This window comes from Lentzea atacamensis (assembly GCF_003269295.1).
GTDB classification, from domain to species: Bacteria; Actinomycetota; Actinomycetes; order Mycobacteriales; family Pseudonocardiaceae; genus Lentzea; species Lentzea atacamensis.
The window spans coordinates 40,720-66,916 of the sequence record NZ_QLTT01000014.1; the positions used below are offsets into that span (position 1 = coordinate 40,720).

A 26,197-nucleotide genomic window follows, 5' to 3' on the forward strand; every position below is an offset into this window, starting at 1 on the left:
CATGACCACAGCGTGCTCGGCCACGACCGCATGACCGAGACCGTCACCGAGCACCAGCACACCGGCGCCGGCACGGTCGCCGACGCGTTTCTCCACGCCGCACTCGCGCACGGCGTGCCTGGAGACCGTGACAACGCCTCCGCGATCGTCATTGCCCTCACCCGCGACCCGCTCGCCAGCGCGGCCAGCATCCGGTCCTGACATCTCCGATGCGGATCGCGGCCGCACGCAGTGACATGCGGCCGCAGAACCGGACGCACCCCAGCGCATGAACCGGCAGGGTTTCCGGGTTTCCTGCTGTTTCCGTCCACACTGGAAACAGCAGAACTGTTCTCTCCCAACTGATCCAGCGACATGCTGATCCCATGAACACGATCTCGGTGATCACCGAACACGACGCTCTGGTGGTACCTGACGAGTCCCGGTGGGGACAGGGCTACGGAGACCGCCCGTACACCGCGGCCGACCTGGACACCATCGCCGTCAACGTGGCGCCCGTCTGCGGATCCGGTCACCCGCCCCGGTTGCTCGCCGAGCATCCAGGCTTCGGCTGGATCTCCGCGAGCGAGGCGCTCGTTCCCGCTGGGTTCGACCTCCTCGGCCACCCCAATCGCGCGGGCGTCGACCCAGTCCTGCTCGACCCAGCCGTGCCGACCGCGCCGGAGGGCCAGCCGCAGGTGCCGGCAGCGCTACGCGAGTACTTCCGCAGCCGTGGATGGGCGATGGACCAGCACGGCCGCCCGCTGCACCCGCGCGCCGACCAACTGCTCGCCGATCCACGCATCGGCCTGCCTGCCAGCCTGGGGCCCGCCTACCACCTCGGGGAGTCCGTGGTCGCCGACGCCGTCGCGGTCGCCGGCGACCAGGTCCTCCTCACCACCCGCGCGACCCCGCACGATGGCTTGATCCCCGCCTTGCCCGGCGGCCACGGCACTCCCGCCGACGAAGGCCGCACGGCCACGAGCTGGCGCGCCGGTAATCGCAAACCCACGGTGGACGGCATCATCGCCACCGCACGCCGCAAGCTGCTCGAGGAGACCGGCTTGGCCGCCCCGCCCGACAGCCGCGCCGAGATCGTGCGAGCGATCCGGCCGGTCTCCAGCGTGCACACCTTGCACGCCTGGACCGCTGTCTACACGGTGAGATTCGAGTTGTCCGCCCGCACGAACCTCACCGTGCGACCGGACTCCGGCGCCCACTGGTCTCCACTGGCCACATTGGGATTCATGTGGCCTGACCATCGCCGCGCTTTGGTCGCCGCAATCGGGTAAACCGCCGTGCAGGCACATCGGCGACCAGCCGACAGCTGCGGCGGGCCGCACGGGCCGCCCCGGCCCGTGCCGTCTACGGTCGCGGCGTCAATCGGACCCGTATCGGTGTCCGCCAGCTCTTGCCTGATATCCAGAACTCGTTGCGGGTGTTGGGGATCGCGGCTATCCCGGTGATCGCATCGCCGGGCGTGGCGCTTGTCGCCGCGGCCATCACCGGTGCCAGGTCGGCGACCGCTGTCACGGCACGCGCGGCGAGATCGACGCGCAGCATCCAGCTCGTTCCCGCCAAGTTCGCCCATACCTCGCGGCGCCCGTCAGTGCCGACACACTCCAGCTCACCGAGACGGCCTGTCGTCCACCACCCGCCGGTCACCTCGATGACACTTTTCTCCTCGAAGGTGTCCGCGTCGCGCAGCATCAGCCGCATGGTTCCGTTGCTGTGCACCAGCTGGGTGCCGTCGTCGCACAGACCCCACCCCTCGCCCTGGAAGGTGACCTGCCGCTGCTCGCCCAGCGTGGACGGGTCTCGGGCGATGGCGACGTGGTCACGAAGTGTCAGCTGCCAGACGATGCTGGGCCGGTTCGGCCGCGCGCTGACCGCTACACCCGACACCGTTCGGCCCGGCTGATCGACCACCCGCACCCGCGGCGTTCCGCTGGGATCGTCGAGTTCCCGGATCCCGCCCGACCCCGCGGTGTTCGTGCTCTCCAGCAGCGACCCGGTGTTTCTGGTCAAGCCTTGACCCTCCCCGTCGCCGCTGGCCATGCGGCCCACCACTGCGGCCGCGAACGTCTCGACCTTGCCGGAGGGCGACTTGGCGATCGAGGTGGCGGTCGTGGTCGCCGCCGATGCCGGAACCGTCGTCGAGAAGGGCGGCGACCCGCTCGCGGGCGTGGTCGTGGTGGGTGTGCACGCGCTCAGCACGGCGGCAACCCCGATCAGCCCCAGCAAACGCCGCCTGCGGGTTCCCGCAGGCGATGGCCTGGCGGCAGGAGGCGGCATGCCCGCCCGGATCACCGCGAACCCGCCTTCGTCTCCGCGAGCCCAGGCGTGCCGACGCGCAGTGGTGAGTGCTGGAGGAACTCGGTGTCGCGCAAGGAAAGGAGCCCTTCGACCATCCCCGCTTCCGGCGCGGTGAACCGCGCGCACGGCCACAGCGCGCGGACCAGGCGCTGGGCGGCGACGTTGCCGACTGCCATCGCGACCGTGAGCTCGTCCACGCCATGCGCGGCCGCAGTCGACACCAGCGTCGTCACCAAGCGCCGGCCGACACCACGTCGTTGCCACCGGTCCTCGACCAGGACCGCGAGCTCGTAGGGCGCCGGTCCGTCGACCGAGCCGATGCCGACAACGGTCGTGCCGACCCGGGCGACCAGCGTTCTCGACGACGCCGCGCCCGTCAGCGCCGCCGCCAGCTGCTCCAACGCGACTCCCGAGCCGAGGAACCGGGCGCGCAGGCTGCACGGCGAGCATCGCGCGAGCATCGCGCGCAAGTCCTCGGCGCTGACCTCGCTGCCGTTGTGCACCGTCAGCGACGCGAGCATCGAGGTCATGCCGCGTCCTGGTGCGGTGCGGTCCAGCCGAGGGTGTTGAGCAGGACTTCGGCGTTGAGGTTCCTGATGAAGAAGTGATCGCCGTCGAACATCTGGTGCTGCACGGGTCGCGCGGACACTGCGGCCCATTGCCGGACTGCGGCGGGGGGTGCGTACCAGTCGGTGGTGCCGGCCCAGGTCGTGACGTGGCAGGACAGCGGTGCGGCGTCACGCGGACTGAAGGTCTCGCATGCGGTCAGGTCAGCCCGTGTACGGTCCAGGAACCGTTGCCGCCAGTCCTCGCCGTGGTGCTGGCCGTCGACCAGGCCGCCGAGGTGCTGCAGCTGTTCGAAGAGTCTGGTGTCGTCGAGCTTGTGGAGCTCGACGACGGGCGGGACCGCCGGGGCCCTGCTGCCGGAGGCGACCAGCGCGTCGACGACGATGCCTTGGCGCTGGAGGTTGAGGGCGACCTGGTAGGCGAGCAGGGCGCCCAGCGAGTGGCCCAGGAACGCGATCGGTTGGGTGACCCGATATGTGGTGAGCGCAGCGGTGATCTGCCGGGCGATCACCTCGAACCGGTGCTCCAGGCCCTCCGCGCGCCGGCCGCCGCGGCCGGGCAGTACGACGGCGAGCAGCTCCACGTGGGGCATGTCCGCGGCCCAGCGGCCGAACCAGCTTGGTCCGGCGCCGGACCAGGGAAAACACACGAGGGTGCGGGTCTGGTCCGGTCGGCGGGGCAGGAACCGCACGAGGCCGCGAGGAGGTTGTTGGGCGGCAACGGGATCGCGTGCACGAAGCGCTGTCATCGCAGGGTCACCACCGTCCCGGCGGGTATCTGGCTGAGCGCGGCGTGCAGCGACGAGGGCGTGGGCACGCACCCGTCGTGGTCGAGCTTGCCCAGCGGGGACGTGCCGGGCAGTCCTGGCACGGATACTGCCGTCCAGGACTCGGTGCAGACTCGGCTCGCGTCGACTCGCAGCAGCCACAGCCGCAGCAGCCAGGAAGCGAACTCCGTGTGGCCGCTGACCGCGACGAAGCTGCGCTGGCCGCGGGCCTGCACGGTGGAGCTGGCCGGGGCCACGGTGCCGAGCGTGGACGAGGTGGTGGCGGCGTGGGCGAGCTCGGCGAGCACGCTGACGCGGCCGTTGGTGGTGTCGATGTCGATGCGGTGGTCACGCTCGGCCAGTTCGACGTCCGGTGTCAGGTGGATCCACCCCACCGTGGCGGCGCCACCGGGATGCGGCCGCACCGGCAGCATCACCAGCACCCAGCCCGGTGTGCGGTCGATCACCGGCACCCAGCTCGGCGTGAGCATCTGGAGCGCGGGCAGCACCGCGACCGCGCACCCGCCTGGCTCGGCGTACACCGCGACGTCGCGCGTCGGGTGCAGGACGGTCATGCCGGGTGTGACGCCGGGTTCCGGGTCAGCCGGCGCGGCCGGGAGGACCGTGCCGACGACCGCCTTCGGCAGCTGGCTGAGTTCCTGATCGGTCGGGGTGCGTGGGGTGATCGCTGCGGGATCCTGTTGTGCAGCAACCGGTGCCCGCGCCGTCGCCCACGCCGGCAGCGGAGGCGGCGGCTTCCAGGTCGCCGTCGCCGGCGCCGCCTGCTCGGCCGGATCCGCCGTCTCTGCGGCAGGCTGCGGGCTGCGCAGCAGCACCGCGGCCAGCGCCAGCAACAGCACGACCACGAGGCCCTGGGTGCCGCGCCCGGCGCGGAACCAGGACCGCCACCGTCGCCGGACCGCGTACCGCAGCAGCATCCACGAGCTCAGCGCGCGAATCGGCCGGGTCTGCTCCAGCTCACTCTCTGGCGGCACCTCAGGGCCGGCGACCGCGGCGACGGCCGCCGAGCCGGTCGCCGCGGTGCCGGAAGCGCCCTGGCCGGAGTGGCCGCTCATGGCGTCTGCTGCGCGATGTGCGTGGCCACGTGCGTGGCGATCGCGCAAGTGTCCGTCGGGAAGCGACCGTTGGTGATCGACACGCCGATCGCGCCGTTGGCCAGCGGGAAGATCGCCGTGCAGGACGGTTCCTTGGACGAGTTGTTCATCCCGGACTTGATCAGCCCCTGCTTGCCGCCGAACGTGGAGGCCGTCGAACCCTTGTGGTCGGCCACCGCGGTGGGCATCTGACCGGGGCGGGCCCATGCGATGAGGGTGATGAAGTTGCGGCCCTGCTGCGGGGTTCCGCCCGCCTGGTTGGTCACGATCGTCGCGTCGCCGTTGTCGTACCTGCAGGCCGTGGCGAACACGTCTTTCTCGTCGGGGATCTTGAGCTTCGGCTTGTTCGGCTTGGTAGGCCGCACCTCGGCCGGGAACGCCTCCCAGCCCAGCGCGCACGGGTCGACCGGTGCGCCTACGGACTTGGCGTCCACACGCGGGTCGAGGTCACCGATCTGAATCGGCTTCTTGTCCTGCCCGACGGTGCCGGCGGCCGCGCCGGCGACCGGCAACATCGACAGGCAGACAGCCGTGGCGGCGGCGAGCGTGAGCGTGATTCGCCGGACGCTGGTGATGGACATGGTCTCCCCCTGGAGTAGCGATCAGCGTTACGGGAAAAGGACTTTGAGCAGCTCGGTCACGACCACGTCGCGCATGCTGGTGAGCGGCGCCCGGTCGATCGGGGCGTCGTAGGAGGTGCCGCGCGGGGCGCGCAGGGTCTGCCGGACGCGCAGGACACCAGGCGCATTGACGTCGCCGAGCGCCGCGATGCTGAGCTCTTCTTTGTCGCGGCCGACGCCGTCGGCGTCCTCCGGCGTGCCGTAGCGCATGACGGGCTTGCCCGCGATCGTGAACTCGCTGACGTTCTCGGCCAGCTCTTTCTTGCCCCTCAGGATGGCCAGATCGGTGGCCAGCGGGTCTTTGGCCCACACGGCGATCTCGACCTCGACGACCGGCGCGAACTTGCCGTCCGGGGTCTTGCGGTTGTCGTCGGAGGAGATCGTGCAGGTCGGACCCTGGCCGATGAAGCGGTAGTGGCCGGGCCCCAGCAGCTCGTCCCACACCTCGGTCGGCACAGCGGAGCACAGCATGTACGCCGTGATCAGTTCGTCCTGTGTGGACTGTGCGAGCAGGTCCTGGCCCTGCTTCGGCTTGGTGTCGACCCACTCGACGCACTGCTCGGGGTTCGCACTGCGCTTGCAGTTCGTGCCGGGCTCGCGCGGGCTGCTGGAAGCGGACTCCGGTTTCGCGGTGCCGGGAAGAATGCTGGTGCAGCCACTGATCAGCGCGGTGGCCGCGGTGGCGGCGAGGACGACGGCGGTCAGGCGGCGGCTCATTTGCCAGCCACCTTCGCGACGATCTTCTGCGCGATCTGCTCGGCGTTGTCGCACGTCGCGGTCGTGACGCGGATCTGCTGGGTGAGCGTCTCGTCCTCGGGGTTGCGGTTGTCCGCGACTACGGACACGTCGGGGTCCCACACGATGTAGGTGGTGCAGCCGTTGCTGCCCTTGTTGAGGACCGCCTTGCGGCCGTCGATGGTGACTTCGCGCGCGCTGTCGTCTCCGGCCCGGACCAGTTTGGACGGGTCGTCGTCCATGACCCAGGTGACCGTCACCTCGTCGCGGCCGACGCCCTTGGGCCGTTGCTGCGGCGGCGCTGGCTTCATCGACCGCGCGGTGCACGTCACCGGGTTCGAGGTTTCCAGGAACGGCTCGGCGAACATGTCCATCGCCGTCGCGGCCGCCGAGCACGGGTCGAGCCGGGTCAGCGTGAACTCCGGAGTCGTGCGGCCGCTGCCGCGCTTGGGCAGTTCCTTCCACGTCGGCGCCAGCGCGGTCACGTACTCGCGCAGCACCTGGCAGGGTGCCTTGGCGGGCTTGTCCTTCCCGCTGGGCGCGTTCGCGACGATGACGACCGCGTAGTCGTCGTCGATCGGCTTGGCGATCTCACAACTGGTGTCGTGTTCGGTGACGAAGATGTCCAGGCCGCCGAGGTTCTCCGGTGCCGCGCTCTTGCGGGAACTGGCGTCGAAGAGCGCGCCGGCCTCGACGTTGAACCTCCAGGTCGAGTTGAACTCGCCCTTGTGCAGGCGCAAGTCGCACTCGTGCAGGCCGCCGCTGCCGGGCACGAGCTCGTCGCCCTTGTCGCCGGTGGCCTTCTCCGCAGCGGCCGGGTCATGCAGGCCGCACGCGTCAATCTGCCGGTCACGGGCGTGCGCGAGGGCCTTGGCGCGGTACTCCTGCGGCACCCCCGCCTCGACCTGCTGTTCGGCCTGTTGATCGCCCCCAGGGTTGTCGGGCCGAGGGTCGACGGTGCAGGCACCGGCCAGCAGAGCGACCGCGAACAAGCCGGTGAGCGTGAGGCGCTGCCACATCCGGCGGTTCGCGGCGTTCGCGGGAGAAGCCGAGTACAGAACGCCCGATTCAGTAGATGAACCCGGCCGCACGGAATCGTCAATCGTTGCCCTGATCAACCGAACGATGGTTTTCATGCAGAAGTCCCTGCCCCCCGTGACGTGGTTCATGCAGATACGACAGCGGTGCCACCACGCGCCGTCGCTTGCGTTTACCTGTGCCTGGTTCTCGGATGTGAGTCGCCGAAGAACCCGGTGGTCACCTTCACACGATGACTACTGCACGTCATCGGTCATAGGGCAAAGACGTGCAAAAACAGATCCTGACCTTCGCGTCTTACACGGAGCGTCACGACGGGTCCACGGGCTGTCGATCAAGGGTGGACAGCATTTCCGGTGATTGGAACCTTTGCCTCAGGCTGCGATTTCCGGCCATCGGAAGAAATCACACGGGGCCGTTTTCTTCATGTACCTTCTCGGCGTCGACTCTCCCCCGAGCACACGACACGCACCACGCGCGGGCCGATGCGGGAACGCATTGCCTCGCCACTCGATACAGGGGGAACCTGATCGTGTACGCACGCGTCGACCGACTCAAGGAATTCGCTGAAAGCCTGGCTGCCCGAGCGGCCTACGTCATCTGGACCGACCGGCTGCGTGCCGCGGGGGGCCCGCTGCGCGGCGCCCGCTCGACCGCCTCTGGCCTGATCATCCCGGCCGCTCTCGCCGCGGAACGCCTGATGCGCGAGCTGCTGGCGCTACACCGGCCCGGTGACGCCGTGCTCAGTGAGCAGCCGCCCACCCCAGGCCGCATCACGTGGGTTCTCGACCCGCTCAACGGGACCACGAACTACCTCTACGGCCTGCCCAGCTACGCGGTCTCCATCGCCGCCCAGCTCGACGACGTCGTCCTGGCCGGCGCGGTCGCCGAGCCGCACAGCCAGCGGATCTGGTCCGCCGGTCTCGGGCAAGGCGCCCGGCTGCACGACCGCAACATCTCCCGCGACTGGCTCGAGATCCGCGTCGGCTCCACCCAGCACCTCGACGATGCCCTGATCAGCACCGGGTTCTCTCCCGTCGCGGCGACCAGCGCGGATCAGGCCGACCTGGTCGCGCGGCTGCGGCCGCACGTCGCCGACCTCCGGATCACCGGCTCTCCGGCGCTGCAGTTGTGCCATGTCGCCGCCGGATGGAGCGACGCCTACGTCCAACACGACGTGGGCCTGCGTGAACGCGTCGCCGGTCTGCTCATCGCCGACGAGGCGGGCGCGTTCGTGCACTCGCCCGGCCGCACCGGCCCCGGCTCACAGCTCGGCGACCCGGTCATCGCAGCGGCGCCGCGGATCTCCGACGCCCTGCTCGAGGTGCTCGCGCAGTCCGGCGCGGCTGCAGTCCGGCGCGCCGCCCACGACCAGCAGCTGCCCGCCGTCCTGCCTGGCCGCACGGCCTGACCCGAGGGGAGGAAGCCATGCCCGGAAAGCCGATCGACGAGTGTCCCCGATTCAGCCCCGACGCCTTGTACGCGTTGCGCCGCAAGCGGAAGCTCTCCCGCGAGGGTCTCGGGAACCGGATCAACCAGTCACGCCAGACCATCCGGCGCTGGGAGACCGGCGAGAACTCCCCGACCGCCCGTCATCTGCGCGCCCTCTCGCACGTCCTGCGCGTCCTGCCCGCCGAGCTGCTCTACCCGACGTTGGGGGAGCCCACGCTCGCCGACCTGCGCATGGATCGCGCGCTCACAGTCGCAGATCTGGCTGTACGCAGCGCCACCAACCTCGACCGGCTCCTGCTGTGGGAGCACACCGGCCGTCTCGGCACCGATGACGAGCGGCCGCTGCTGCTGGCCACGTTCCTGGGGATCAGCCGCTGCAGCGTCGAGCAGTACATCCTCACCGGCGTCGTGCCCGAGGCGATCACCTACCGGCTCGCGCGCGTGTTGCACGTCAAGCCAGCCGCGGTCCAGGCCGCGTTCGACCGCACCGCCGCCCTCCATGACACCGAGGCCGACGAACTGCGGGAAGCGTCATGACACTTCGGGCTTTGCGGCCGCTTCTGCCCATGCCGGTGCGCTTCGCGCGCGTGACGCAGATGATCGACGGCACCGTGCTGATGGGCGCCGGGATCGCTCTGCTGGTGCACGCCCGCCTTGGGCTGCTGCCGCTCGACGTCTTCCACTCCGCGGTCGCCCGGCACACCGGCTGGACTATCGGCGGCGCGTTCGTCGCGACGCAGATGGTGTTCCTCGTCCTGTACGTGCCACTGGGAATCCGGTGGGGCGCCGGGACAATCACCGCTGCGCTCGTTCCGGCACTCGTCTGCGACGTGCTTGCAACCAAGCTGCCGCCGGTGGAGCACCTGCTGGTCCGCGCGGGGTTCCTGCTCATCGGCGCCGCGGCGTTCGCCCTGGGGGCCGCGGCCTACCTCGGCGCCGGACTCGGCGCGCTGCCCAGAGACGGCGTGATGGCCGAGATCGCCCGGCGCCGCCGCACTTCGCTTGCCCCGGTGCGCGTCACGTTCGACGTGGCCAGCTTGCTGCTCGGCGTGGGCGCCATTGGTCCCGCGACCGCGGTGCAGCTCGGTGTCCTCGGGCCGGCCAGCGTCGTCTTGGCCTTGCTCCTCGGACCGTCCATCTCGCATCTGCTTCCCTACTTCACCAGATCGGCACCAGAACCCGAGCCACGTCTCGCCTAACGACGCGAACAGGGCTGTCAGTAGCTGAATGAGTGCACGCTGGATTGCCGGAACGAGCTTGCGTCCCGGCAATCCGGTGTGCCCGGAATAGCTGACAGCAAGTTTTGCACGACATTCGCGCGATTCGTTGACGCCTGCAACCGATCCGGGTTGTGCTGAGTCGCGTCACACGGATGCGCTTTCAGTTCCGCTGAAGCGGGGTCAATCGTCCGCATCCGTTCATGGAACTCTGAGGGGAAACGATTGATGAATCGAGCACTTGTCGGGCGCGCCGCTGGTGTCATCGCCATCGCGGCCACCGCCCTGCTCGGCGCAGGCGCGGCCAATGCGCAGGTGGCCATGAACCAGCCCGGCTCGCAGATCCAGGCCAAGGCCGCGGTGCACAACCAGGCCGCCGGAGCCGAGAAGATCAAGGCCGCGGACTGCTCCGGCTACCCGTACAGCAGCGGCGACTGGGTCCGCATCCGCGCTGTTCCAGGCGGTGAACCCGTCCTCGGCTACTCGATGCGCTGGGACAAGTACAGCTGGCCGCGCTACCCCCAGGACTACACCAGCGACGAGCGCTGGATGCTGACCACGAACCTTCGTACGGGCGTGCGGGGTTGGGTCAGCACGACCTGGGTGGACTGGTACCAGCCCACCTGCCCGGCCTGATCCGCAGGTCCGCGCACCACGACGTCGCACGGAAACACTTCGCAGTAATCGCATAAACCGATGCCAGGTGTGCCGGGGCAGAAACCTGCTCCGGCACATCGGCATGCACTTTTCTGGCAAGAGAATTGGTTTTGCACGACTTCGGCTTTGTTCGTTGACGTGTTCCCGCCCCACACGTTGTTCTGAGTGCATCGCACGGAAGCGCAATCCGCTCCGCCGAAACCGGATCTCGGGTCTTCTTCCGTTCACCGAAACATCTGAGGGGAAACCACGTAATGACTCGTTCTTACATCGGCCGTGTCGTCGGCGCGTTCGTCGTCGCGGCGGGCATGCTGCTCGGCCTGTTCGCGGCCACCGCGTCCGCACAGGTGGTGGACCACGCGCCGGCGGCGCAGATCCAGGCCGCAGGTGCCGATGCCAAGGGCGCCGCTCTCGCCGGGTCGGCCAGCTCCGCGAGCGTGGGAGCCGCGTACTACCAGTGCGGTTACTACCGCAACCCCTACCAGGGCTGGGACGCCTACTACACCCACTGCGGCCGCTCGACGTATCCCCGTATCCGCGTTCAGTTCAACTACGGCTGGACCCACCGCGACATCACCGTCCTGGGCACCGTGAACCTCTCCCGGCACCGCGATCTGCAGGGCGCGGGCGTGATCACCAACGCCTGGTGCATCCGCGACTGCTGGTGACCCCACCACCCCACACCTCACTGAACTCGACGCGATGAGGGAGGTGACCGCGGTGAACAACAACAACAACACGAACGCCAACAACAACTGACCGCGAACCGACCCGCTGGCCCGCACCCGATCCCCCCAGGGTGCGGGCCAGCTACCGGTTCTGAGGGGATCCGCCGTGACGATCCACGCCGCTGCAGGAACTTCCGCGCCTCCCAAGCCCACGACAGCCCGCTACGCCCCGGTACTCCCGCTGCTCGCCTTGACGGCGTGCACCGCACTCGGCGGGCTGTCCTCCAGCTCTATCACCGCCGCCGTCCCGGTTCTGTCCGACGACATGGCTTCGCCGTGGCTCGTGCCGTCCTACTTCCTCGGTGCCGGGCTGACCGCGGTGACCGGCGGGCGCATCGCCGACCTGCTCGGACCACGCCGCGTCGCGGCCGCAGGCCTCGCGATCATCATGCTGACCTGTGTGGCGGCCGCAGCCGCCACCACCGGCACCGCCCTGGCCGCCACCCGACTGGTGCTCGGCGCGGCCACGGCGGCGCTGTTCCCCGCCGCGGTCGTACTCGTCCGACGGTTGCGGCCGTCCGGTCCGGCCCAGGTCGCCGGTCTCGCCGCAATCTCGCTCGCGACCGAGGTGGCGTTCGCCGCCGGACCGTCGCTCGGCTCGGTGCTGGTCGGGCTCGGCGGTTGGCAGATGGTCGTGCTGGCACCGATCCCGCTCGCCGCGCTCGCCGGGATCCTGATCGTCACCGTCCTGCCGCCCGACCCCGCGCCGGTGCGCCGTCGCTCCCTGCTGAGGCGCCTGGATCCGCTCGGCCTTGTCTTGCTCGGCGCGGTCGCCGGCGCGATCCTCGCCTCGCTGCAGGACCCCGGCGCGCACGGCCTGATCATCGGCCTCGCCGCCGCGGTCGCGGCCTCGGTCCTGGTCACGTGGGAACGTCGCGCCCGATACGCACTGTTTCCGCCGTCGGTGATGACCCGGCGGCTCAGCGCGGTCTACCTGCGCACCGGCGCCTACTACGGCGGCCTGTACGCGTTGACTTTGATCATCCCGGTCTGGCTCGTCGGCGAGCGTGAGCTCACCGCCGGGCAAGCCGCCGGCGTGATGGCCGGTCTTCCGGTGACGACCGTGCTGTGCTGCCTGGCCACGCCCGCGCTGATCGCCCGGCACGGCCTGCGGCCACCACTGGTGACCGGCGCGGCCGCGCTCGCTGCCGCCGCGGCAATCCTTGCCACAGCGGGAGAACAGACCCCGCTGCTCGTGCTCGCGGCCGCCGTCGCCCTGTGCGGTGTGCCCGCCGGTCTGGTCAACATCGCGCAACAGACCGCGCTGCTGCGCGCCGCCCCGGCCAGCGCCACGGGTGCGTGCAGTGGCCTCTACGGCGTCGTGCAGCTCGTCACCGGCTCGGTCGTTGCGCTGATCCAGGCCCTCGGCACGGCCGCGGTCGTCGCTCTCGCCTGCTGCGCGGCGCTCATGGTGCTCACCGTCGCGGACCGATCGCTGCGCACCGAACCCGGACCGACGTCATGACCGCAGCCGCGCGCCCGCTGCGCCAGCGCCTCGCCGTCGCGGCGTTGCTCGTCCTCTACCTCGCCGCGGCCGTCGTCGACGCCGTTCGCCGCCGCGTCGGCGGCCGCCGCGCTCCCATTGAGAAGGAAGTGCTCTGATGGTTGCTCGTCACGTGCTGCTGGCCGCCGGACCCGATCGCGTCAGGCTGCGCGACAGCGTCGAAAGCTGGATGCGCGGCGCCGGCGCGGTCGCCTCCACCAACATCCGCGTCTTCTCCGACTCGGAGGGAACGGTGTTCTTGCGCGCGGAGTTCACCAGCCCCCTGCACAGCCGTGAGCAGCTTCGCGCGGACTTCCGCACCGTCGCCGCGCAGTGGGATCTGCAGGAGTGGCGCATCCAACTCGTGGGCAAGGCAGGCAAGCCGGCCGCGGAGAAGCCTCGCGTCCTGGTCCTCGTCACGAAAGCCGATCACTGCCTGACCGAGTTGCTCGCCCTGCACCAGCAGAACAAGCTGGCCGGCCACATCGTGGCCGTGGCCGGCAACCACACCACCTTGCAGGACGCCACCCTGCGCGCCGGAGTGCCGTTTACCCACATCCCCTGGCCAGGCGCCGGATCCGATCCCGCCGGGAACGCAGCCGCACACGACCAGCTCACCCAACTGCTCAAAGAACACGACATCGACGTGCTGGTGCTGGCCCGCTTCATGCAGATCCTCAACGTCGACGTGCTCGACGAGCACCTGGCCGCGATCAACGTCCACCACTCCTTGCTCCCGGCCCATCCCGGCGTGGCCCCGTATCGCCAGGCGCACGCCCGCGGCGTCAAGATGATCGGCGCGACCGCGCACTACGTCACCGCCGAGCTCGACGAGGGACCGATCATCGCCCAGCACGCCCTCGGCATCGAGCAGCTCGGCCCCAGGCCGACGCCGGCACAACTGGAACAGCACGGCCGCACCGCCGAGGTCCGGGTCCTGGTCGACGGGCTCACCAGCCACTGCGAGGGCCGGATCCTGCCCTACCGCGGCGGCACCGTCCGCATCGACCCATGACCAGTCCCCGCCAACGGTCTCGTTGTGCGCCAAGAAAGAGCGCGGACGGGGTGGTGAGAAAGCACACGGCCGGGGTGGATGGGGGGTCCGGCCGTCTGCTTGTCGTCCTGGCGGGGTCGTGAGTCGCCAACAGCGTGCCGACGGGCGAGGGCCGAGGGCTTGGGCTGGCCCTGCAACGGCTCCCGGTGTCACGGCGAGGCTGCCGCCTGAACCTCGCGATCCAGACGGCTCACCCTCCCTCGGTTGTCACCGCGCAGCGCCACACGTGCGCCGAGGAGCGTCAGGCGGCCGCGAATGCTCCCCCGAGCGCTCAGCTGCCTGACTGCTCCGTCGTGGACACAACCCTCGTTGCGGAGGGCCGTTCGGCGTTGTGTGCGCGATCTACTGGCGTCACCCACCTTGGTGTGCTGACCGGGGCGGGCGCATCGGTAGAACTACCGGGCTTACTACTGGCCACCGTGACAGCGTCGGCATGCCGTAGGTAAGAACACCGGACGAGTAGATCACCGGCCGACCCGCCGGTGACTCTCCGAACCGGAGCGACGCAGGATGCTCTCAACCCGCTGATCGACAGCAAGGCGGGCCACTGGGGGACCAACTCCACAGGAGCAGGAGGACGAGGGGCATGCCATCACCGGACACCCTGGTTACCGGGCAGTGCGGCTACCGGCATCACGCCGACGAGCGGGAGCTGCGCGAGGTGGGCACCGTGCATCGCGCGAAAGTGCCCGACGGCCCCACGGTGTACGTGGTGACCACCGGCCTGAAACAGGCCAAACGGCTGCTGGCCGATCCCCGGCTGAGCAAAGACTCCGGCCGGTTGACCGAGGTGATCACCAGGCAGCTGGCCGCAGCGGGAACACCCCGCGAGCTCTCGGGCATGTTCAGCGAAACGATGATGAACGCCGACCCCCCGCAACACACGCGGCTGCGCAACCTGGTCGTGAAGAGCTTCAACGCCGACGGGGTAAATCGGCTGCGGCCGCGGGCCGAGCAGCTGACCGCAGAACTTCTGGACACGCTGCCGACCGGGGTGCCGATCGACCTCATCAGCAGGTTCGCGTTCATTCTCCCGATCACGATCGTGTGCGAGATGCTCGGAGTGCCGGAGCAGGACCGGGGCATGCTGCACACGTGGACCTCCGCGCTGGTGCTGGACGACCCGGCTCTCACCGGGCCCGCCTCGATCGAGATGACCCGCTACCTCGAACAGTTGGCCGACAGCAAACGCGCCACGCCTGACGACGGCCTGTGCTCCATGCTGGTGCACGCCAGCGTCGACGACGACAAGCTCAGCCGCGACGAACTGATCGCGATGCTGTTCCTGCTGGTTGTGGGTGGGCACGAGACCACGGCGGGTCTGATCGGCAATGCGATGTACGCGCTGCTCGCGGACCCGCCGCAGTGGCGCCGACTGGTCGAGGATCCCGCGCTGGTACCCGCGGCGGTCGAGGAGACACTGCGCTTCGACCCTCCGACCCGCAACGCCACCCACCGGGTGACGCTGCAGGACATCGAGGTTGACGGCACGCCCATCGCCGCCGGGGAGATCGTGCTGGTGTCGCTGAGCGCGGCCGGACACGACCCCGACACCACCGACCGCGCCGACGAGTTCGATCTGGGACGGTCCGCTCCGATCCAGCACGTCGGATTCGGGCACGGCATCCACAACTGCCCAGGCTCACAGCTGGCCCGCATGCAGGCCGAGGTTGCGCTGGCCCAGTTGGCGGCACGGTTTCCGCACAGCGTCCTGGTCGAGCGGGAGCCGCCCCGGCTGGCCTCCTCCATCGTCGGCGGAGTCGCCGAGCTGCGGCTGGTGCTGTCCTGACCCGGCCGGCGTGACCGCGTTCGATCAGCCGCTCGTGACCGTCGTCACGCCGGTGGTTGCCCGCGCTGGGGCTGGGCGAGGACCCAGGCGGTCAGCCGGGCACGTGAACCAGGGCTGAATCCCAGGACGCCGTAGATGTTCTGGATGTGGTGTTCGACAGTGCGCGGGGAGACGGTCAAATCGGCCGCGATGCGCTTGCTGGTCTTGCCCTCGGCGACCTTGCACGCGATCGTCCATTGCGTTTCCGTGAGCTCGCCCGGCACCACGTCCGCGGCGACACCGCCCGGAGTGGTGTCGCCGGCGACGTGCTCGCCGAAGGTGAGGCGCAGTGCCTCCTGGACGCTCTGCACGCGTTCGCCGATCTCCGTGGCGCGGCGGTAGTCCTCCGCGGTCAGCTGGCGGCGCAGGATCGCGGTGGTCTCGGCGAGGAAGCGGGTGTGCGGGACGTGCCTGCTGATGCCTATGCCGGTCAGCCGTTCGAGCGTGCGTGACGCGCCCACCAGTGTTGCGGTCACCCGCGCCGCATCGTTGCTGGCCGCGGGCAACCTCGAGCGGATCCACGCCAGCGTGGGGATGCCGAAGACCGGTCCCCAGCGATCGTCGAACTCCATCTGCTGCCGCAGACTTTCGGCCACGATCTCCAAGCCGCGCTGCGGGTCACCAGCGCGCGCGTGCGCGACGCCGACCGCCCACAGCGCCCAGCTGATCGCCCACGGTGCGCCGGTCTCTTCGGCTTCTCGCAAGAAGTCCGTGGTGAGGCGCACAGCCGCTTCGCGGGCGTCGACCTCCGGGTTCTCGCCGTCGTCGAGCAGGGCGGCGCTCAGAGAGATCATCATCCGGCACATGTGCCGATCACCGGCGAATTCCGGGCCGAGTGCGGCGAACTGGTCGTCGGCCTGCCGCAGCACTGGCAGGGTGACCGGAGCGGTGCCGTCCACGAAATGCAGGTACCCGCCGCGGGCGAACATGACCGCCGGCACGGGCATACCGCACCGATCGGCGAGCTCGGCGGCCCGGTCGAGTTGCGCGGCCACCTCCGCGTGGTCGGCGCCCAGGCAGATCGCGACCCACGCGTCCATCGCGACCGCGCCGGCGTACAGCGGTGTGGCCCGGCTCGCAGCGGTGGCAATGCCGCGCCGCAGCCAGTACCGGCCCTCCGGCAGCGACCCTGCGAAGAAGATCCATCGGCACCGGCCGAGGCTGACCGCGATCAGCAGGGCCGTGTCCGCGGTCTGTGGCGAGGTCAGGGCCGCCGACATCGCCGCCCGCAGGTTCGGCATGTCCGCGCTGATCCGGTGCAGGAGCCTGACCTCGTCGGGATTGCGCCACGTCGAGGCGGCTGTCACCGCCAGCCGGGTGTAGTAGCCGCGGTGCCGGTCGCGCACGCCGTCCTCCCCGCCGAGCATGCGCAGCTTGTCCAGGCCGAACTGCCGCAACGGCTCCAGCAAGATGTAGCGGTCCCGGCCAGGCGAGGGGATGACGATCGACTTGTCCACGAGATCGGCCAGCACGTCAGCGATCTCGCCGGCGCCCAGATGATCATCGGCGCACACAGCCTCGGCCGCGTCGAGGGTGAAACCGCCCTTGAACACCGCGGCTCTCGCCCACAGCAGCTGCTCACGTGGCGCGCAGAGGTCATAGCTCCACCCGATGACGCCGCTGAGGCTCTGGTGGTGGCTCAGCTCCGTGCGGTCGTTGCGGCTGAGCACCTTGTCCATGCTCTTTGCCAGGCGGGTCACCAGTTGCTTCACCGGCATCGACCTCAGCCGGGCGACCGCCAGCTCGATCAGCAGCGGGATGCCGGCCACCAACTGCAGCATCCGTACCACATCGGCCCAGTTCTGCTCGCTGATCGTCCAACCTGGAACCTTGGCGGCCGCGCGTTCACGGCAGAGCTGCACCGACTCGAATCTCAGATCGACCGGCGGCTCGGCGGAGGGTGGCACCGTCAGCGGGGGCACGAACACCAGCTGCTCGCCCTCAACGGCCAGCCGCTCGCGCGACGTGGCCAGCACGTGCAGCTGTGGCGCTTCGCGCAACAGCGTGGTGACCAGTGATCCCACCGCATCAACAAGGTGCTCGCAGTTGTCCAGCACCAGCAGCAACCGACGCCTGGCCACCAGCAGCTCCACCAGCGCAGGGACCGAGTCGGTGGCGGATTGATCAGGCACGCCTACTGCCTTGACCAGCTGCTGCACCAACAGGTCCGGCACCTGCAGATCCGCCAAGGAGACGAATCGGACGTCGTCGAAGGACCGCCGGGTCTGGTCGGCGACTTCCAGCGCCAGCCGCGTCTTGCCGGTGCCACCGACACCCATCAGCGTGATCAGCCGCTCCTGGCCCATCATGCGTCCCAAATCGGTCAGCAGCTGCCGACGACCGACAAACGACGACAGCCGGACCGGCAGCCGTCCCGGCTCAGTATCGACCTGGTTACCAGGCATTTCCCCAACCTACGACACACCATGGGTGATCCGCTGATCCTCCCCAATGGACGTTCGTCACCTCCGTCACACACGACGAAGGAACTGTCCACAGTGACGCGCGAAACCCTCAGACGGTGACTCGGCTGCAGGTCCGTTGTGCGCCAAGAAAGAGCGCAGGACTGGGGTGGTAATGGAGCACACGGCCGGGATGTGACGTCCGGCCGTGTGCTCCCGGCACGTCGGCGGGGTGGTGAGGTCGCCGACGGTTGGTCGAAAGCGGACACGTGCCCGCTGAACCTGCGGGGTGGGCGGGGTCACCGCAGCGCGCTGGCGTACACGATCTCGTCGACCAGCGCCACGGGACCGATACCGGGAAGACTCAACGTGGCGTGCACCCGTAGCAACTGCCGCCCGCCGACGTCGTCCACAGGCTCGACGAAACCGATGCCGTGGGTGTGCCGGCGGACCCCGTAGGGCCGCAGTGCCACCCCCAGTCCGATCGGTCCGTGCTCCAGCGCCTCGCGAACCTCATCGGGAAGCCGGTGGCGGGCAACGACGGCATGGAACGCCACGAGCACGAGCGGTGGCTGCGCCGTGTGGATCGCGGCCTGCGTCACACCGTCGCGCACCAGCACGTTCTTGCAGCCCACGTGCAACTGCAGGTCCTTGCGCTCCAGCTCGCTCGGCGGCCGAAGCTCGCGGCTGCGCAGCTCGGCCTTGAGCCCCAGGCCGGTGAAGTCGCACAGAAGCGTCGTGAGGTCATCGGTGTTCCAGATGGCCTTCGCCAGCCTGCTGCGTCGCGCGAGCTCATCCGATGAGGTCATTACGGGCGTTGCCTGCATCACGGTCGTCTCCCCGCCCGTCTCGTCAGCTCGCCGCATCCGCGGTGTCGAGCTGTCTGGCGATCCGGCGCAGCAGCGGGCCCACCCGGTACCGCCCGTCCTCGTCGAGCTCGAGAAGCTCGTGGTCGACCAAGCCAGTCAGGTGGCGGTGCACCGTGCTGAGCGGCAGCGCCGTCTCCCGCCGCAGGTCGGTGAGCCGCCTCGCGGGCTCCCCCTGCGTGAACTGATCGAGAATCCAGGCGATCCGTCCCGCCGCACTGATCGGCGGCGTCCGGTCCGAACCCGTTGTCATCGTCGTGTCCCCCAACTTGTGTGATCCGGGCGCGAGAGCGCCGTCTGGACCCCGCAGGCCAGACGGCTGCCCCGCTCCCTCCTTCGATCACGACGCGCCCCGAGGGGCGCTGCGGCATCCGAGGGAGCCCGGTTCCCCAACCGGCCTCGGAGCCGGATACGCACCGTGTTCGAACACAGGAACGAACACGGTGGCGTCCGCTGCCGCCGGCCGTCGACCGGTCGCCGTCACTCCCCCGAGCTTCCGACCGATCGACTACCCTTCGTAATCAAAACCCTCGCGATCGGGGTAGTACAGGTCTACATCGTCGCTCACCGTGATGGCTAGGCCATTCGGTGAAATACATTTCACCGTTCACTCTAACGGAGTAGTCTCGGACGCGTAGAGTTATCAGTGGAGCACTCCTAGTGCAGCCCCGTCGGCTCCGTCGTGAAACGAATTTCACGACGGAGCCGACGGCGTACCGAGCTGACTACGCGATCACGGCTCGCGTCCGGCCTGGCTCGCCGGCCACGACCACCTTGTTACGTCCGGTGTGTTTCGCCTGGTACATGGCTTCGTCCGCCCGTTTGAGAAGGACGTCCGGGCCGGTGTCGGACGTGGTCACCGCGACGCCGATCGAGGCGGTGCACGGCCAGTCGGCGCCACCCACGATCACGGGGTCACCGCCGCGTAACCGGGTCGCGAGGACCCGCACGTCCCGAATGCCCTCCAGCAGCCGATCAGCCACCTGGCGGGCCTCATCCACATCGGCGTCGGGCAGGGCCACCACGAACTCCTCGCCGCCGAACCGGGTGACGTGGTCGCCGCTGCGTACCCGGTCGGTGAGCGCCTGCGCCACCTGCTGGAGCACCTCGTCCCCGGACAGATGTCCCAGGGTGTCGTTGATCTTCTTGAAGTGGTCCAGATCCACCAGCACCACCGCGCGCGGGCGTCCCGCCGCCGCCGCCCGCCGCAGCCCGTCCAGCGCCTTGTGCTCCCACCCGGCCTTGTTCAGCACCTGGGTCAGCGGGTCGGTCCAGGCCGCCTTCTGCGCGAGCCGGACCGCCTGCTCGGCCTGCGCCCGCGCGCCGGCCAGGCGGTTGATCACTGTGCCGACACCCACCATCACCACGACCAGGACCGGATGCGACTGCGCCAGCGCGACCGCCACGCCGAGCGAAATCGCCAGGTACATCTCCCGCCACTGACGCGGAGTCCCGAACACCTGCGACAGCGGCGGCCGCTGATCGGCCTCGAGCAGGATCACCACGCCGATCAGCAGCAGCTGCTGCACGCAGAACACCGCGGCCGCCACCAGCACCACCGCGCCCTCGACCAGCACGCCGCGGCCCAGCGCGCCCGTGGCCCAGGTCAGCCAATGCGCCGAGCACGCCGCCAACATGATCGAGCACCCGGTCAGCACGGCCTTGAACGTCGGCTTGCGCGCGATGCGGTGCCGCTGCCACCGCGTCAGCGCGATCAGCACCGCCACCAGCGGGATCGGCAGCAACAGCGCCGCCGGGAAGGTCCAGATCGACAACACGTCGATGTGCAGCTTCGTCCCGTCAGCGCGGCGCCGCTCCTCCGCCCGCCGCGACAGCTGCACGTGCGCCAGCGCGGCCGTCGCCAGCAGGCCCAGCCGTGCCCAATCCTCGCCGGTGGGCCGCGGGCCGGTCAGCGCCGAATGCACGACCCACCCCACCGTGCCCAGCTCCACGAGCAGGACGCCGGCGAGCACCCGAGGCCGCAGCGTCCACAACCCCCATTGCCTCCAGTTCATCAGCCGGACCCAAACATCCGTCGACCGGACGTAACGCGAATAGGTCGACTCCGCCACACTGTGCTGCGAAGGTCCCCTCTCCCCCGAGCGCGGACGCCATGCCCCACCGGCCGCCCCACGGCTGGTGAGTGCCTGCGCTGCGCGCGAGACCTCCCGTCAGGAGGTGATCCCCGTGCGCCACGGCGAAGTTGAGTGGTGAGCCCCCCGTTGTCCACGTCATGCCGGACAACCGCGCCGTCCCGGGCGCGACTGGGGGAGGTGAACTCGATGAAGCTGCGCGGCGAAGTCGAGTGGTAGATCGCACTCCAAGCGATACCTGAACGTCGGCGGCGGTTCGCGACGGGCGCCCACCCGTCGCGAACCGCCGTTGTGCTGTCGTGGACGTTCTCCACGCCTTGTCTCCCCCCGCCGTGCCGTGCGCGCCGTCCGGCCTCCCGTTTCCGGACCTGCGATGTCCACGCCGACGCTAAGCACGATTGCGCCGTGAAACATCTCCATAATGAAAGTAATACCTGAACGGCCTAAGCGGATACCCAGCGTGACCAGATTGGAGGCCGCCGATGGGATCTGGTCCCGTCACATGACCGTGTCACCGCGCGTAACGGGCACAGGCCGCCGTGCCCGCGTGGCCGACAACCCGACGGGCAACAACTCGGCGCTGCCTCCCCACTCCAGCGCGGCGCAGCGCGGGAAGATCGCCTCGATCGACGCGGCCCCCTGCAGTGTCACCCCGGCCAGCTGCACCGGAGCGATCAGCACGGGTTGCACGCAGCCGAGATCGAGCGTCTCGTCCACGGCATGCACGGCCGACAGGACGCTGTCGTCGAGAAGCGTCCCCAGCTCCTCGGCGTCGATCATCTCCGGCGTGTAGACCACCAGCAGCAGCATCCGCGGCCCCATGCCCGGCGGCAGGATCCCCGCCACCGCGGCGATCGGGCCCGCCGTGTGGAAGCTGATGACAGCGGTCACCAGCTGTCCGCAGACCTGCTCCAGGTCCAGGCCCGGCGGCCACACGGCCTGCACGGTGAACGGCTCGGTCCGCACATCCCCTCCCCCGCTGGTCGGTGACCTGGACTAGGCGCTTTCCTGCATTTGCGGTGGCGGGCCGACGATCGGGATGTCGTGCTGGGCGCCGAGAGTGGCGAGCCGTCCGAACAACTCCTCGTCCGTCGGCGCCGCCGCACCCGACAAGGCGCTCACCGCCATGACGAACCGCTCGTAGTTCCCCGCGAGCGCGAGGCCGCTCGGCACGGTGAGCACGTACATCTGGGCGTCGTGCAGAACCTGGAAGCTGTGCGCCTCGCGGGCAGGCAGAAACGCCATACCCGATCCCTCCACGACCTGCGTCACATCGCCCGCCACGAATCGCACCGCGCCGGAGGCCACGATGAACAACTCGTGCTCGCTCAGGTGCTGGTGCAACGGCGGAGCGAAACCTGTCGGGACGATGCCCGCGTCCAGCGCCGACAACGCGCCCCCGGTCGCGGCCGCTGGCACGAGCACCCGGTGGGTCGTGGCAAGAAACGGCAACTCCGCAGCCTCGGACGAGGCGGTCACCACGGGTCGAAGATCAGTCATGCTGCTTGGCCTCCACGGGGCCTCAAGCAGGGGGATGACGGGTCACCGGGTCGCCTCCCCCCAGTGGAGACCCGGCACAACGGCCTTACCGGCCCCGCCCCCCGGCGCGGGCCTCTCGTCGGTGATGCGCTCGCACCACACGGGTCGTCCGATGCGCCTCCCCGCCGTCGGCGCGGTGGTGAGAGCGATGTCACGAACGACGGACCGCACTCGCCCCGGCCAGTCGGCTGTTGCGGAGCGCGATTCCCACTCGTCTCGAAACTAACACGGTCGGCCTAGGGCGGCCCGGAACCCGACGAACATCGTGCAGGCGACGGCTACAGCACGCCATCGCTTCACCCGTTCGAGCTAGGTAATAGGCAAAACTACGGGTTTCTACCCGGCGCAGAATTACTTCGTTTCCGGATCGGTTAACCGCAGGTAGTGTCGCAGGCTCGAACGAGCCAAAGAGCAGGTCAGAGACTGTAAACACGTTCCATAGGGGGGCACGTGTCCACTCAGGACCAATTGAAGGACGAACTGCGCGCCAAGCAGAAACAGATCTGGAGCGTGCAGGTGTGTGAAGTCGCACTCGCTGTGCGGCACATGTGGCAGGCGATGGCCAATGACCTGGGCATCAGCGAGGACGCGGTGCAGGTAATCACCAACCTCGCCAAGAAATCCGGTGACAACACGCTGTCGGAGTTCGAGCTCGCGCGGGTCAGTGACCTCACCGAGGAGCGCGCCAGGGCGGCGATCGACACCCTGGTGGCGCGCGGGTGGGCGGTCCGCCACCTCCGCATGCCCACTGATGATCCTCGCGACCGCCGCATCCAGCTGCCCGCCGAGTTCATCCGCGACGTCTTCGGCTACTACGGGCTGCAGGACCACCAGTACAAGATCCTCGACCAGTTCAGTCTGGAGGAGCTGGACATCGCCCGGCGCTTCTTCGAGGCCATGGCCCGCATCGCCAACGACCAGGGAAACGCGATCAAGGACCGCCGGGTCGTCTCCGGAACCAACCTGAAGGCCACGCTCAACGGCGCCAGCTGATCCCCAGGGCAGGGTGGCGCGCGCTAACGCGCCGACATCCGCGCGCGGCGCCACCCGGTCCCGGCCGCGGCCACCCAGCAGGCCCCCACCAACCCAGCCACCGCGATCACCACGGACGGCGAGCGGGTCAGCTCAACCAGCGCGCCGGCGGCCGCGACACCGATGCCCTGCCCGACCCGCACACCGCTGCGCGCGAACCCCAGGGCCGAACCGCGAACCCGATCGGGCAGCCGGATCGTCAGCTCGGCGCGCATCATCGTCTGATATGCCGTGCCGACCCCGGACAGCGCGAGCAACACGAGCGCGCCAGTCAGGCCGGGCCGGGCGGCGAAGCCGACCAGGGGAACGACTGAGAGCGCCGCCAAAGACCACAGCACCACGCCTTTCCGCCGTGGCGACGCGTGCGCCACCACGTTCAGGCCCGCCAGAAGTGCCAACGGATGCACCGCGAGAAGAACGCCCACGGACCAGGTGCCGGCCGCGAGCTCGGAGGCCAGCGGCGCGACCACGCCATCCGGCACGACCACGATCGTCGCCATCCACGCAATCGCCACCAGCGCCAGCACCTCGCGGTCGCGGCGCAGCGCGCTGATCGCGTCCTTCCACTGCGTGGCGGGCTTGCGGCTGCCACCAGCCGGCGGCCGCGCCGTGACACCCCAGCCCACCGCTGCCGCCCCGAACGCGAACGTCACGGCGTTGGTCGCGAGCACGACCTCGGGCCCTACCACCGCGACCAGCGCCCCACCCGCGCCCAAGCCGCCGAGCTGAGCGATGGTTCGCGCCTGATCCATCAATCCCAAGCCCGCGGGCAGACGCTCAGCGGGCAGCACCTCGGGGATCAGCGCGCCCTGTGCCGCTTTCGCCGGCGCCAGCACGGTGGCCGACGCGGTGAGCAGCACCGCGATCAGCCACAGCGGAAGATCGGGAATCGCCATAAGCGCGTAGGCCACCGCCTGCACCGTCGTGCAGGTCACCAGCACGGACTTGCGCGGGTAGTAGTCAGCCAGCCACGCCAGCCCGATCGAGCCGACCAGGTCCGGAAGGAAAGTCAACGCGTAGATCGCGGCGGTCCACCACGCCGACCCGGTCCGGCCCCAGACCAACAGCGCCAGTGCCACACGCGCGAACTGATCGCCTAACGTGGAGACCGCGTCCGCGGCGAACACCACGCGGAAGGCCGGTACGGCCCACACCAACCGGAAAGCACCCACCGGTCGCTGCTCTTGTGACCTCAGCGACCTACTCCTCTTAACTCACCACGACACTCGCCCCCGCGTCGTGCCGGAACAGCTCAGCGCACGGTCACCCGACGCGCCCCTGCGGTCACGCTACGCCACGCACGTCCGGCGGCCCCGGCGAGTCCTTGTCGACCTCCCCTGGGGCCGTCTGCGTTCCCGTCGGCGCGCCGTCCTTCAGGCCAGCCAGCGCGCCCAGCACCTTGAAGGCGATCGCGCGCGAGGCCGGGTCCATCCCCTCGAGATCGAGCGCTTCGAGCACCGCGGCGGCGGGCGCTCGCGTGTGCCGGTCGACCAGTTCCTGCCCCTTCGTGCTGATCGTGACGCGCCGCACGCGCCGATCGGTCTCCAGCGGGCACTGGCAGATCAGTTCCTGGGCTTCGAGCGCGTCCGCGACCCGGGTCATCGTCGGGCCGGGTTTTCCACACGCCGACGCGAACTCGCCCAGCGTCATCGAACGCCTGGTGTTAGCCAGCTGGAGCAACGCCTCGGCCTGCGACGGGGTCAAACCGGACTCTTCGGCGATCCCGGCGGCGATGGCCTTCACCTGCTGGTTGACCCCGAGGACGAACGTGGTGGTCAACATGGCTTCGTCCGCCGCCGCGGCATCGTCACCGGCCTCAGCCGCGGAGTCCTGGGCATGCTCGCTCGCGGTGCCGTCGCGCTGCTGCCGCAGCAGGTCGTCGTGCACCTCGGCCGTGATGCGCCTGATCCGGTCGGACACCGGTGCGGCGAGGTACTCCAGCGGAACCCCGAACAGCTCTGCCAGGCCGTCTCGCGTCTTCGCGTGCGGATTCTGATGTGCACCCCTGATCAGGGCCGAGATCTGTGAGGGCGTGACCTCGACGCCGGTCCGCGCGAGGAGGTCGTCGGCGATGTCCTTGCCGCCCCTCCATCGGCTTCCGTCCGGCCGGCGGCAGACGTCCATCAGCAGCTGCAACTTCACCGCGAGCGAGGGCAGCGCAGCGTCTTCCCCGTCGCGTCCCTCTTTGCCGTCATGCGTCACTGCGATGACCCTCCACCCCAATGCACCAGGCCCGACCCACCCCTGTGCCGATCCCCGGCTACCTGAACCGCCGCCACAGTTCAGCGCGCTCAGCGTACGCCAGCTCTGCTCACGCTTGGTAACAACGATGATCACCGAGCGACGGCTAAATCCCCCTGTTAGCAGCTATACCGCAGTTTGCCCGCTCACCGTTACCGATGAGTCCGATACCCGGATCACCGGATCACCGGATCATGCAATGCGGTATGAGCTGGGAGTACACCCCATTTTGGATACAAAACATACCGCCGAAAGTCGTTGCCGAACCGGAACCAGCTGCCGCTGGCCCGCTGGCCGGCGGGCAGACGCGCACGCTGCGCCGGGGGCGGCCAGGCCTCAAGCGCGCGGAAGAGCGCCGCGCGCTTGACCCCGTCGGCCGCCCCCGGCGCCGACGAGCGCTGCCCCGCCGGACAGCGGGGCAGCGGCCGGACAACACCGCGTGAGAACTCCTCGACACCGAGGGAACCTC

The 26,197-nt window shown here is 69.5% G+C and carries 27 protein-coding genes; 12 read left to right on the top strand and 15 right to left on the bottom strand.

What is annotated here, in order from left to right:
- The first annotated feature begins 12 nt into the window (after positions 1 to 12).
- Together C8D87_RS41665 and C8D87_RS41670 are read left to right on the top strand one after the other, a co-directional pair.
- On the top strand, positions 13 to 201 hold the full coding sequence (locus C8D87_RS41665) for a hypothetical protein (RefSeq protein WP_112231836.1): 189 nt from the start codon (positions 13 to 15) through the stop codon (positions 199 to 201).
- Between the two features lie 164 nt (positions 202 to 365).
- Complete coding sequence (locus tag C8D87_RS41670; protein WP_170166773.1) at positions 366 to 1,271, top strand: NUDIX hydrolase; 906 nt, start codon at positions 366 to 368, stop codon at positions 1,269 to 1,271.
- A gap of 73 nt (positions 1,272 to 1,344) precedes the next feature.
- On the opposite strand, the gene C8D87_RS41675 is transcribed toward C8D87_RS41670, so the two are convergent.
- The 7 genes from C8D87_RS41675 to C8D87_RS41710 are packed head-to-tail and all read right to left on the bottom strand — an operon-like array spanning position 1,345 to position 7,234.
- Entirely contained in the window at positions 1,345 to 2,289 is a 945-nt protein-coding gene (locus tag C8D87_RS41675; RefSeq protein ID WP_112231838.1) for a glutaminyl-peptide cyclotransferase, read from the bottom strand.
- The gene (locus C8D87_RS41680; protein WP_170166774.1) at positions 2,286 to 2,825 is read right to left on the bottom strand and encodes a GNAT family N-acetyltransferase; all 540 of its coding nucleotides are present in this window, start codon (positions 2,823 to 2,825) and stop codon (positions 2,286 to 2,288) included. Before C8D87_RS41680 ends, C8D87_RS41675 begins: the two co-directional genes overlap by 4 nt.
- Positions 2,822 to 3,610, bottom strand: coding sequence for a thioesterase II family protein (locus C8D87_RS41685; protein WP_112231842.1), 789 nt, complete (start codon positions 3,608 to 3,610; stop codon positions 2,822 to 2,824). The genes C8D87_RS41680 and C8D87_RS41685 overlap by 4 nt, the downstream gene beginning before the upstream one ends.
- Positions 3,607 to 4,704 (bottom strand): hypothetical protein, encoded by a 1,098-nt coding sequence (locus C8D87_RS46550; protein ID WP_170166775.1) that lies wholly within the window; start codon positions 4,702 to 4,704, stop codon positions 3,607 to 3,609. Before C8D87_RS46550 ends, C8D87_RS41685 begins: the two co-directional genes overlap by 4 nt.
- Positions 4,701 to 5,324: a hypothetical protein gene (locus C8D87_RS41700; protein ID WP_112231848.1), complete on the bottom strand. Its 624-nt coding sequence runs from the start codon at positions 5,322 to 5,324 to the stop codon at positions 4,701 to 4,703. Before C8D87_RS41700 ends, C8D87_RS46550 begins: the two co-directional genes overlap by 4 nt.
- A 27-nt stretch (positions 5,325 to 5,351) precedes the next feature.
- A complete protein-coding gene (locus C8D87_RS41705) occupies positions 5,352 to 6,080 on the bottom strand; it encodes a hypothetical protein (protein ID WP_112231850.1) in 729 nt (242 codons plus the stop codon).
- The gene (locus C8D87_RS41710) at positions 6,077 to 7,234 is read right to left on the bottom strand and encodes a hypothetical protein (protein WP_146772040.1); all 1,158 of its coding nucleotides are present in this window, start codon (positions 7,232 to 7,234) and stop codon (positions 6,077 to 6,079) included. Before C8D87_RS41710 ends, C8D87_RS41705 begins: the two co-directional genes overlap by 4 nt.
- 434 nt (positions 7,235 to 7,668) lie before the next feature.
- Here C8D87_RS41710 and C8D87_RS41715 point away from each other — a divergent pair, with 434 nt between their 5' ends.
- From C8D87_RS41715 to C8D87_RS41750, 9 genes are all read left to right on the top strand, one after another.
- Positions 7,669 to 8,547 carry an inositol monophosphatase family protein gene (locus C8D87_RS41715; protein ID WP_215732639.1) on the top strand — a complete coding sequence of 293 codons (879 nt, stop codon included), beginning with the start codon at positions 7,669 to 7,671 and terminating at the stop codon, positions 8,545 to 8,547.
- 17 nt (positions 8,548 to 8,564) lie between these two features.
- Positions 8,565 to 9,125 carry a helix-turn-helix domain-containing protein gene (locus tag C8D87_RS41720; RefSeq protein ID WP_112231854.1) on the top strand — a complete coding sequence of 187 codons (561 nt, stop codon included), beginning with the start codon at positions 8,565 to 8,567 and terminating at the stop codon, positions 9,123 to 9,125.
- Positions 9,122 to 9,787: a hypothetical protein gene (locus tag C8D87_RS41725; RefSeq protein ID WP_146772041.1), complete on the top strand. Its 666-nt coding sequence runs from the start codon at positions 9,122 to 9,124 to the stop codon at positions 9,785 to 9,787. The genes C8D87_RS41720 and C8D87_RS41725 overlap by 4 nt, the downstream gene beginning before the upstream one ends.
- A gap of 246 nt (positions 9,788 to 10,033) precedes the next feature.
- Positions 10,034 to 10,441 (top strand): hypothetical protein, encoded by a 408-nt coding sequence (locus tag C8D87_RS41730; RefSeq protein WP_112231858.1) that lies wholly within the window; start codon positions 10,034 to 10,036, stop codon positions 10,439 to 10,441.
- Between the two features lie 275 nt (positions 10,442 to 10,716).
- Positions 10,717 to 11,130 (top strand): DUF6355 family natural product biosynthesis protein, encoded by a 414-nt coding sequence (locus tag C8D87_RS41735; RefSeq protein ID WP_112231860.1) that lies wholly within the window; start codon positions 10,717 to 10,719, stop codon positions 11,128 to 11,130.
- Between the two features lie 166 nt (positions 11,131 to 11,296).
- Positions 11,297 to 12,655, top strand: coding sequence for an MFS transporter (locus C8D87_RS41740; protein ID WP_170166776.1), 1,359 nt, complete (start codon positions 11,297 to 11,299; stop codon positions 12,653 to 12,655).
- The gene (locus C8D87_RS46555) at positions 12,652 to 12,792 is read left to right on the top strand and encodes a hypothetical protein (RefSeq protein ID WP_170166777.1); all 141 of its coding nucleotides are present in this window, start codon (positions 12,652 to 12,654) and stop codon (positions 12,790 to 12,792) included. Before C8D87_RS41740 ends, C8D87_RS46555 begins: the two co-directional genes overlap by 4 nt.
- The gene (locus C8D87_RS41745; protein ID WP_112231864.1) at positions 12,792 to 13,688 is read left to right on the top strand and encodes a formyltetrahydrofolate deformylase; all 897 of its coding nucleotides are present in this window, start codon (positions 12,792 to 12,794) and stop codon (positions 13,686 to 13,688) included. The genes C8D87_RS46555 and C8D87_RS41745 overlap by 1 nt, the downstream gene beginning before the upstream one ends.
- A gap of 625 nt (positions 13,689 to 14,313) precedes the next feature.
- Positions 14,314 to 15,516: a cytochrome P450 family protein gene (locus tag C8D87_RS41750; protein WP_112231866.1), complete on the top strand. Its 1,203-nt coding sequence runs from the start codon at positions 14,314 to 14,316 to the stop codon at positions 15,514 to 15,516.
- A 44-nt stretch (positions 15,517 to 15,560) separates the two neighbouring features.
- Here C8D87_RS41750 and C8D87_RS41755 read toward each other — a convergent pair whose 3' ends face one another.
- The 6 genes from C8D87_RS41755 to C8D87_RS41780 all read right to left on the bottom strand — a co-directional run bounded on the left by C8D87_RS41755 (position 15,561) and on the right by C8D87_RS41780 (position 22,416).
- Positions 15,561 to 17,960: a helix-turn-helix transcriptional regulator gene (locus tag C8D87_RS41755; RefSeq protein ID WP_112231868.1), complete on the bottom strand. Its 2,400-nt coding sequence runs from the start codon at positions 17,958 to 17,960 to the stop codon at positions 15,561 to 15,563.
- Between the two features lie 296 nt (positions 17,961 to 18,256).
- Positions 18,257 to 18,766, bottom strand: a complete 510-nt coding sequence (locus tag C8D87_RS41760; protein ID WP_112231870.1) for a hypothetical protein — start codon at positions 18,764 to 18,766, stop codon at positions 18,257 to 18,259.
- Between the two features lie 43 nt (positions 18,767 to 18,809).
- Positions 18,810 to 19,076 carry a helix-turn-helix domain-containing protein gene (locus tag C8D87_RS41765; RefSeq protein ID WP_112231872.1) on the bottom strand — a complete coding sequence of 89 codons (267 nt, stop codon included), beginning with the start codon at positions 19,074 to 19,076 and terminating at the stop codon, positions 18,810 to 18,812.
- A 472-nt stretch (positions 19,077 to 19,548) separates the two neighbouring features.
- Positions 19,549 to 20,838: a GGDEF domain-containing protein gene (locus C8D87_RS41770; protein ID WP_146772042.1), complete on the bottom strand. Its 1,290-nt coding sequence runs from the start codon at positions 20,836 to 20,838 to the stop codon at positions 19,549 to 19,551.
- A gap of 576 nt (positions 20,839 to 21,414) precedes the next feature.
- Positions 21,415 to 21,882 (bottom strand): hypothetical protein, encoded by a 468-nt coding sequence (locus C8D87_RS41775; RefSeq protein WP_112231876.1) that lies wholly within the window; start codon positions 21,880 to 21,882, stop codon positions 21,415 to 21,417.
- 30 nt (positions 21,883 to 21,912) lie between these two features.
- Complete coding sequence (locus C8D87_RS41780) at positions 21,913 to 22,416, bottom strand: AraC family ligand binding domain-containing protein (protein ID WP_146772043.1); 504 nt, start codon at positions 22,414 to 22,416, stop codon at positions 21,913 to 21,915.
- Between the two features lie 489 nt (positions 22,417 to 22,905).
- Here C8D87_RS41780 and C8D87_RS41785 point away from each other — a divergent pair, with 489 nt between their 5' ends.
- A complete protein-coding gene (locus tag C8D87_RS41785) occupies positions 22,906 to 23,448 on the top strand; it encodes a hypothetical protein (RefSeq protein ID WP_146772044.1) in 543 nt (180 codons plus the stop codon).
- Between the two features lie 23 nt (positions 23,449 to 23,471).
- Here C8D87_RS41785 and C8D87_RS41790 read toward each other — a convergent pair whose 3' ends face one another.
- Both C8D87_RS41790 and C8D87_RS41795 read right to left on the bottom strand, forming a co-directional pair.
- Positions 23,472 to 24,659 (bottom strand): MFS transporter, encoded by a 1,188-nt coding sequence (locus C8D87_RS41790; RefSeq protein WP_170166778.1) that lies wholly within the window; start codon positions 24,657 to 24,659, stop codon positions 23,472 to 23,474.
- Positions 24,660 to 24,771: 112 nt separating this feature from the next.
- Positions 24,772 to 25,629 carry a MarR family winged helix-turn-helix transcriptional regulator gene (locus tag C8D87_RS41795; protein ID WP_146772045.1) on the bottom strand — a complete coding sequence of 286 codons (858 nt, stop codon included), beginning with the start codon at positions 25,627 to 25,629 and terminating at the stop codon, positions 24,772 to 24,774.
- Between the last annotated feature and the right edge of the window lie 568 nt (positions 25,630 to 26,197).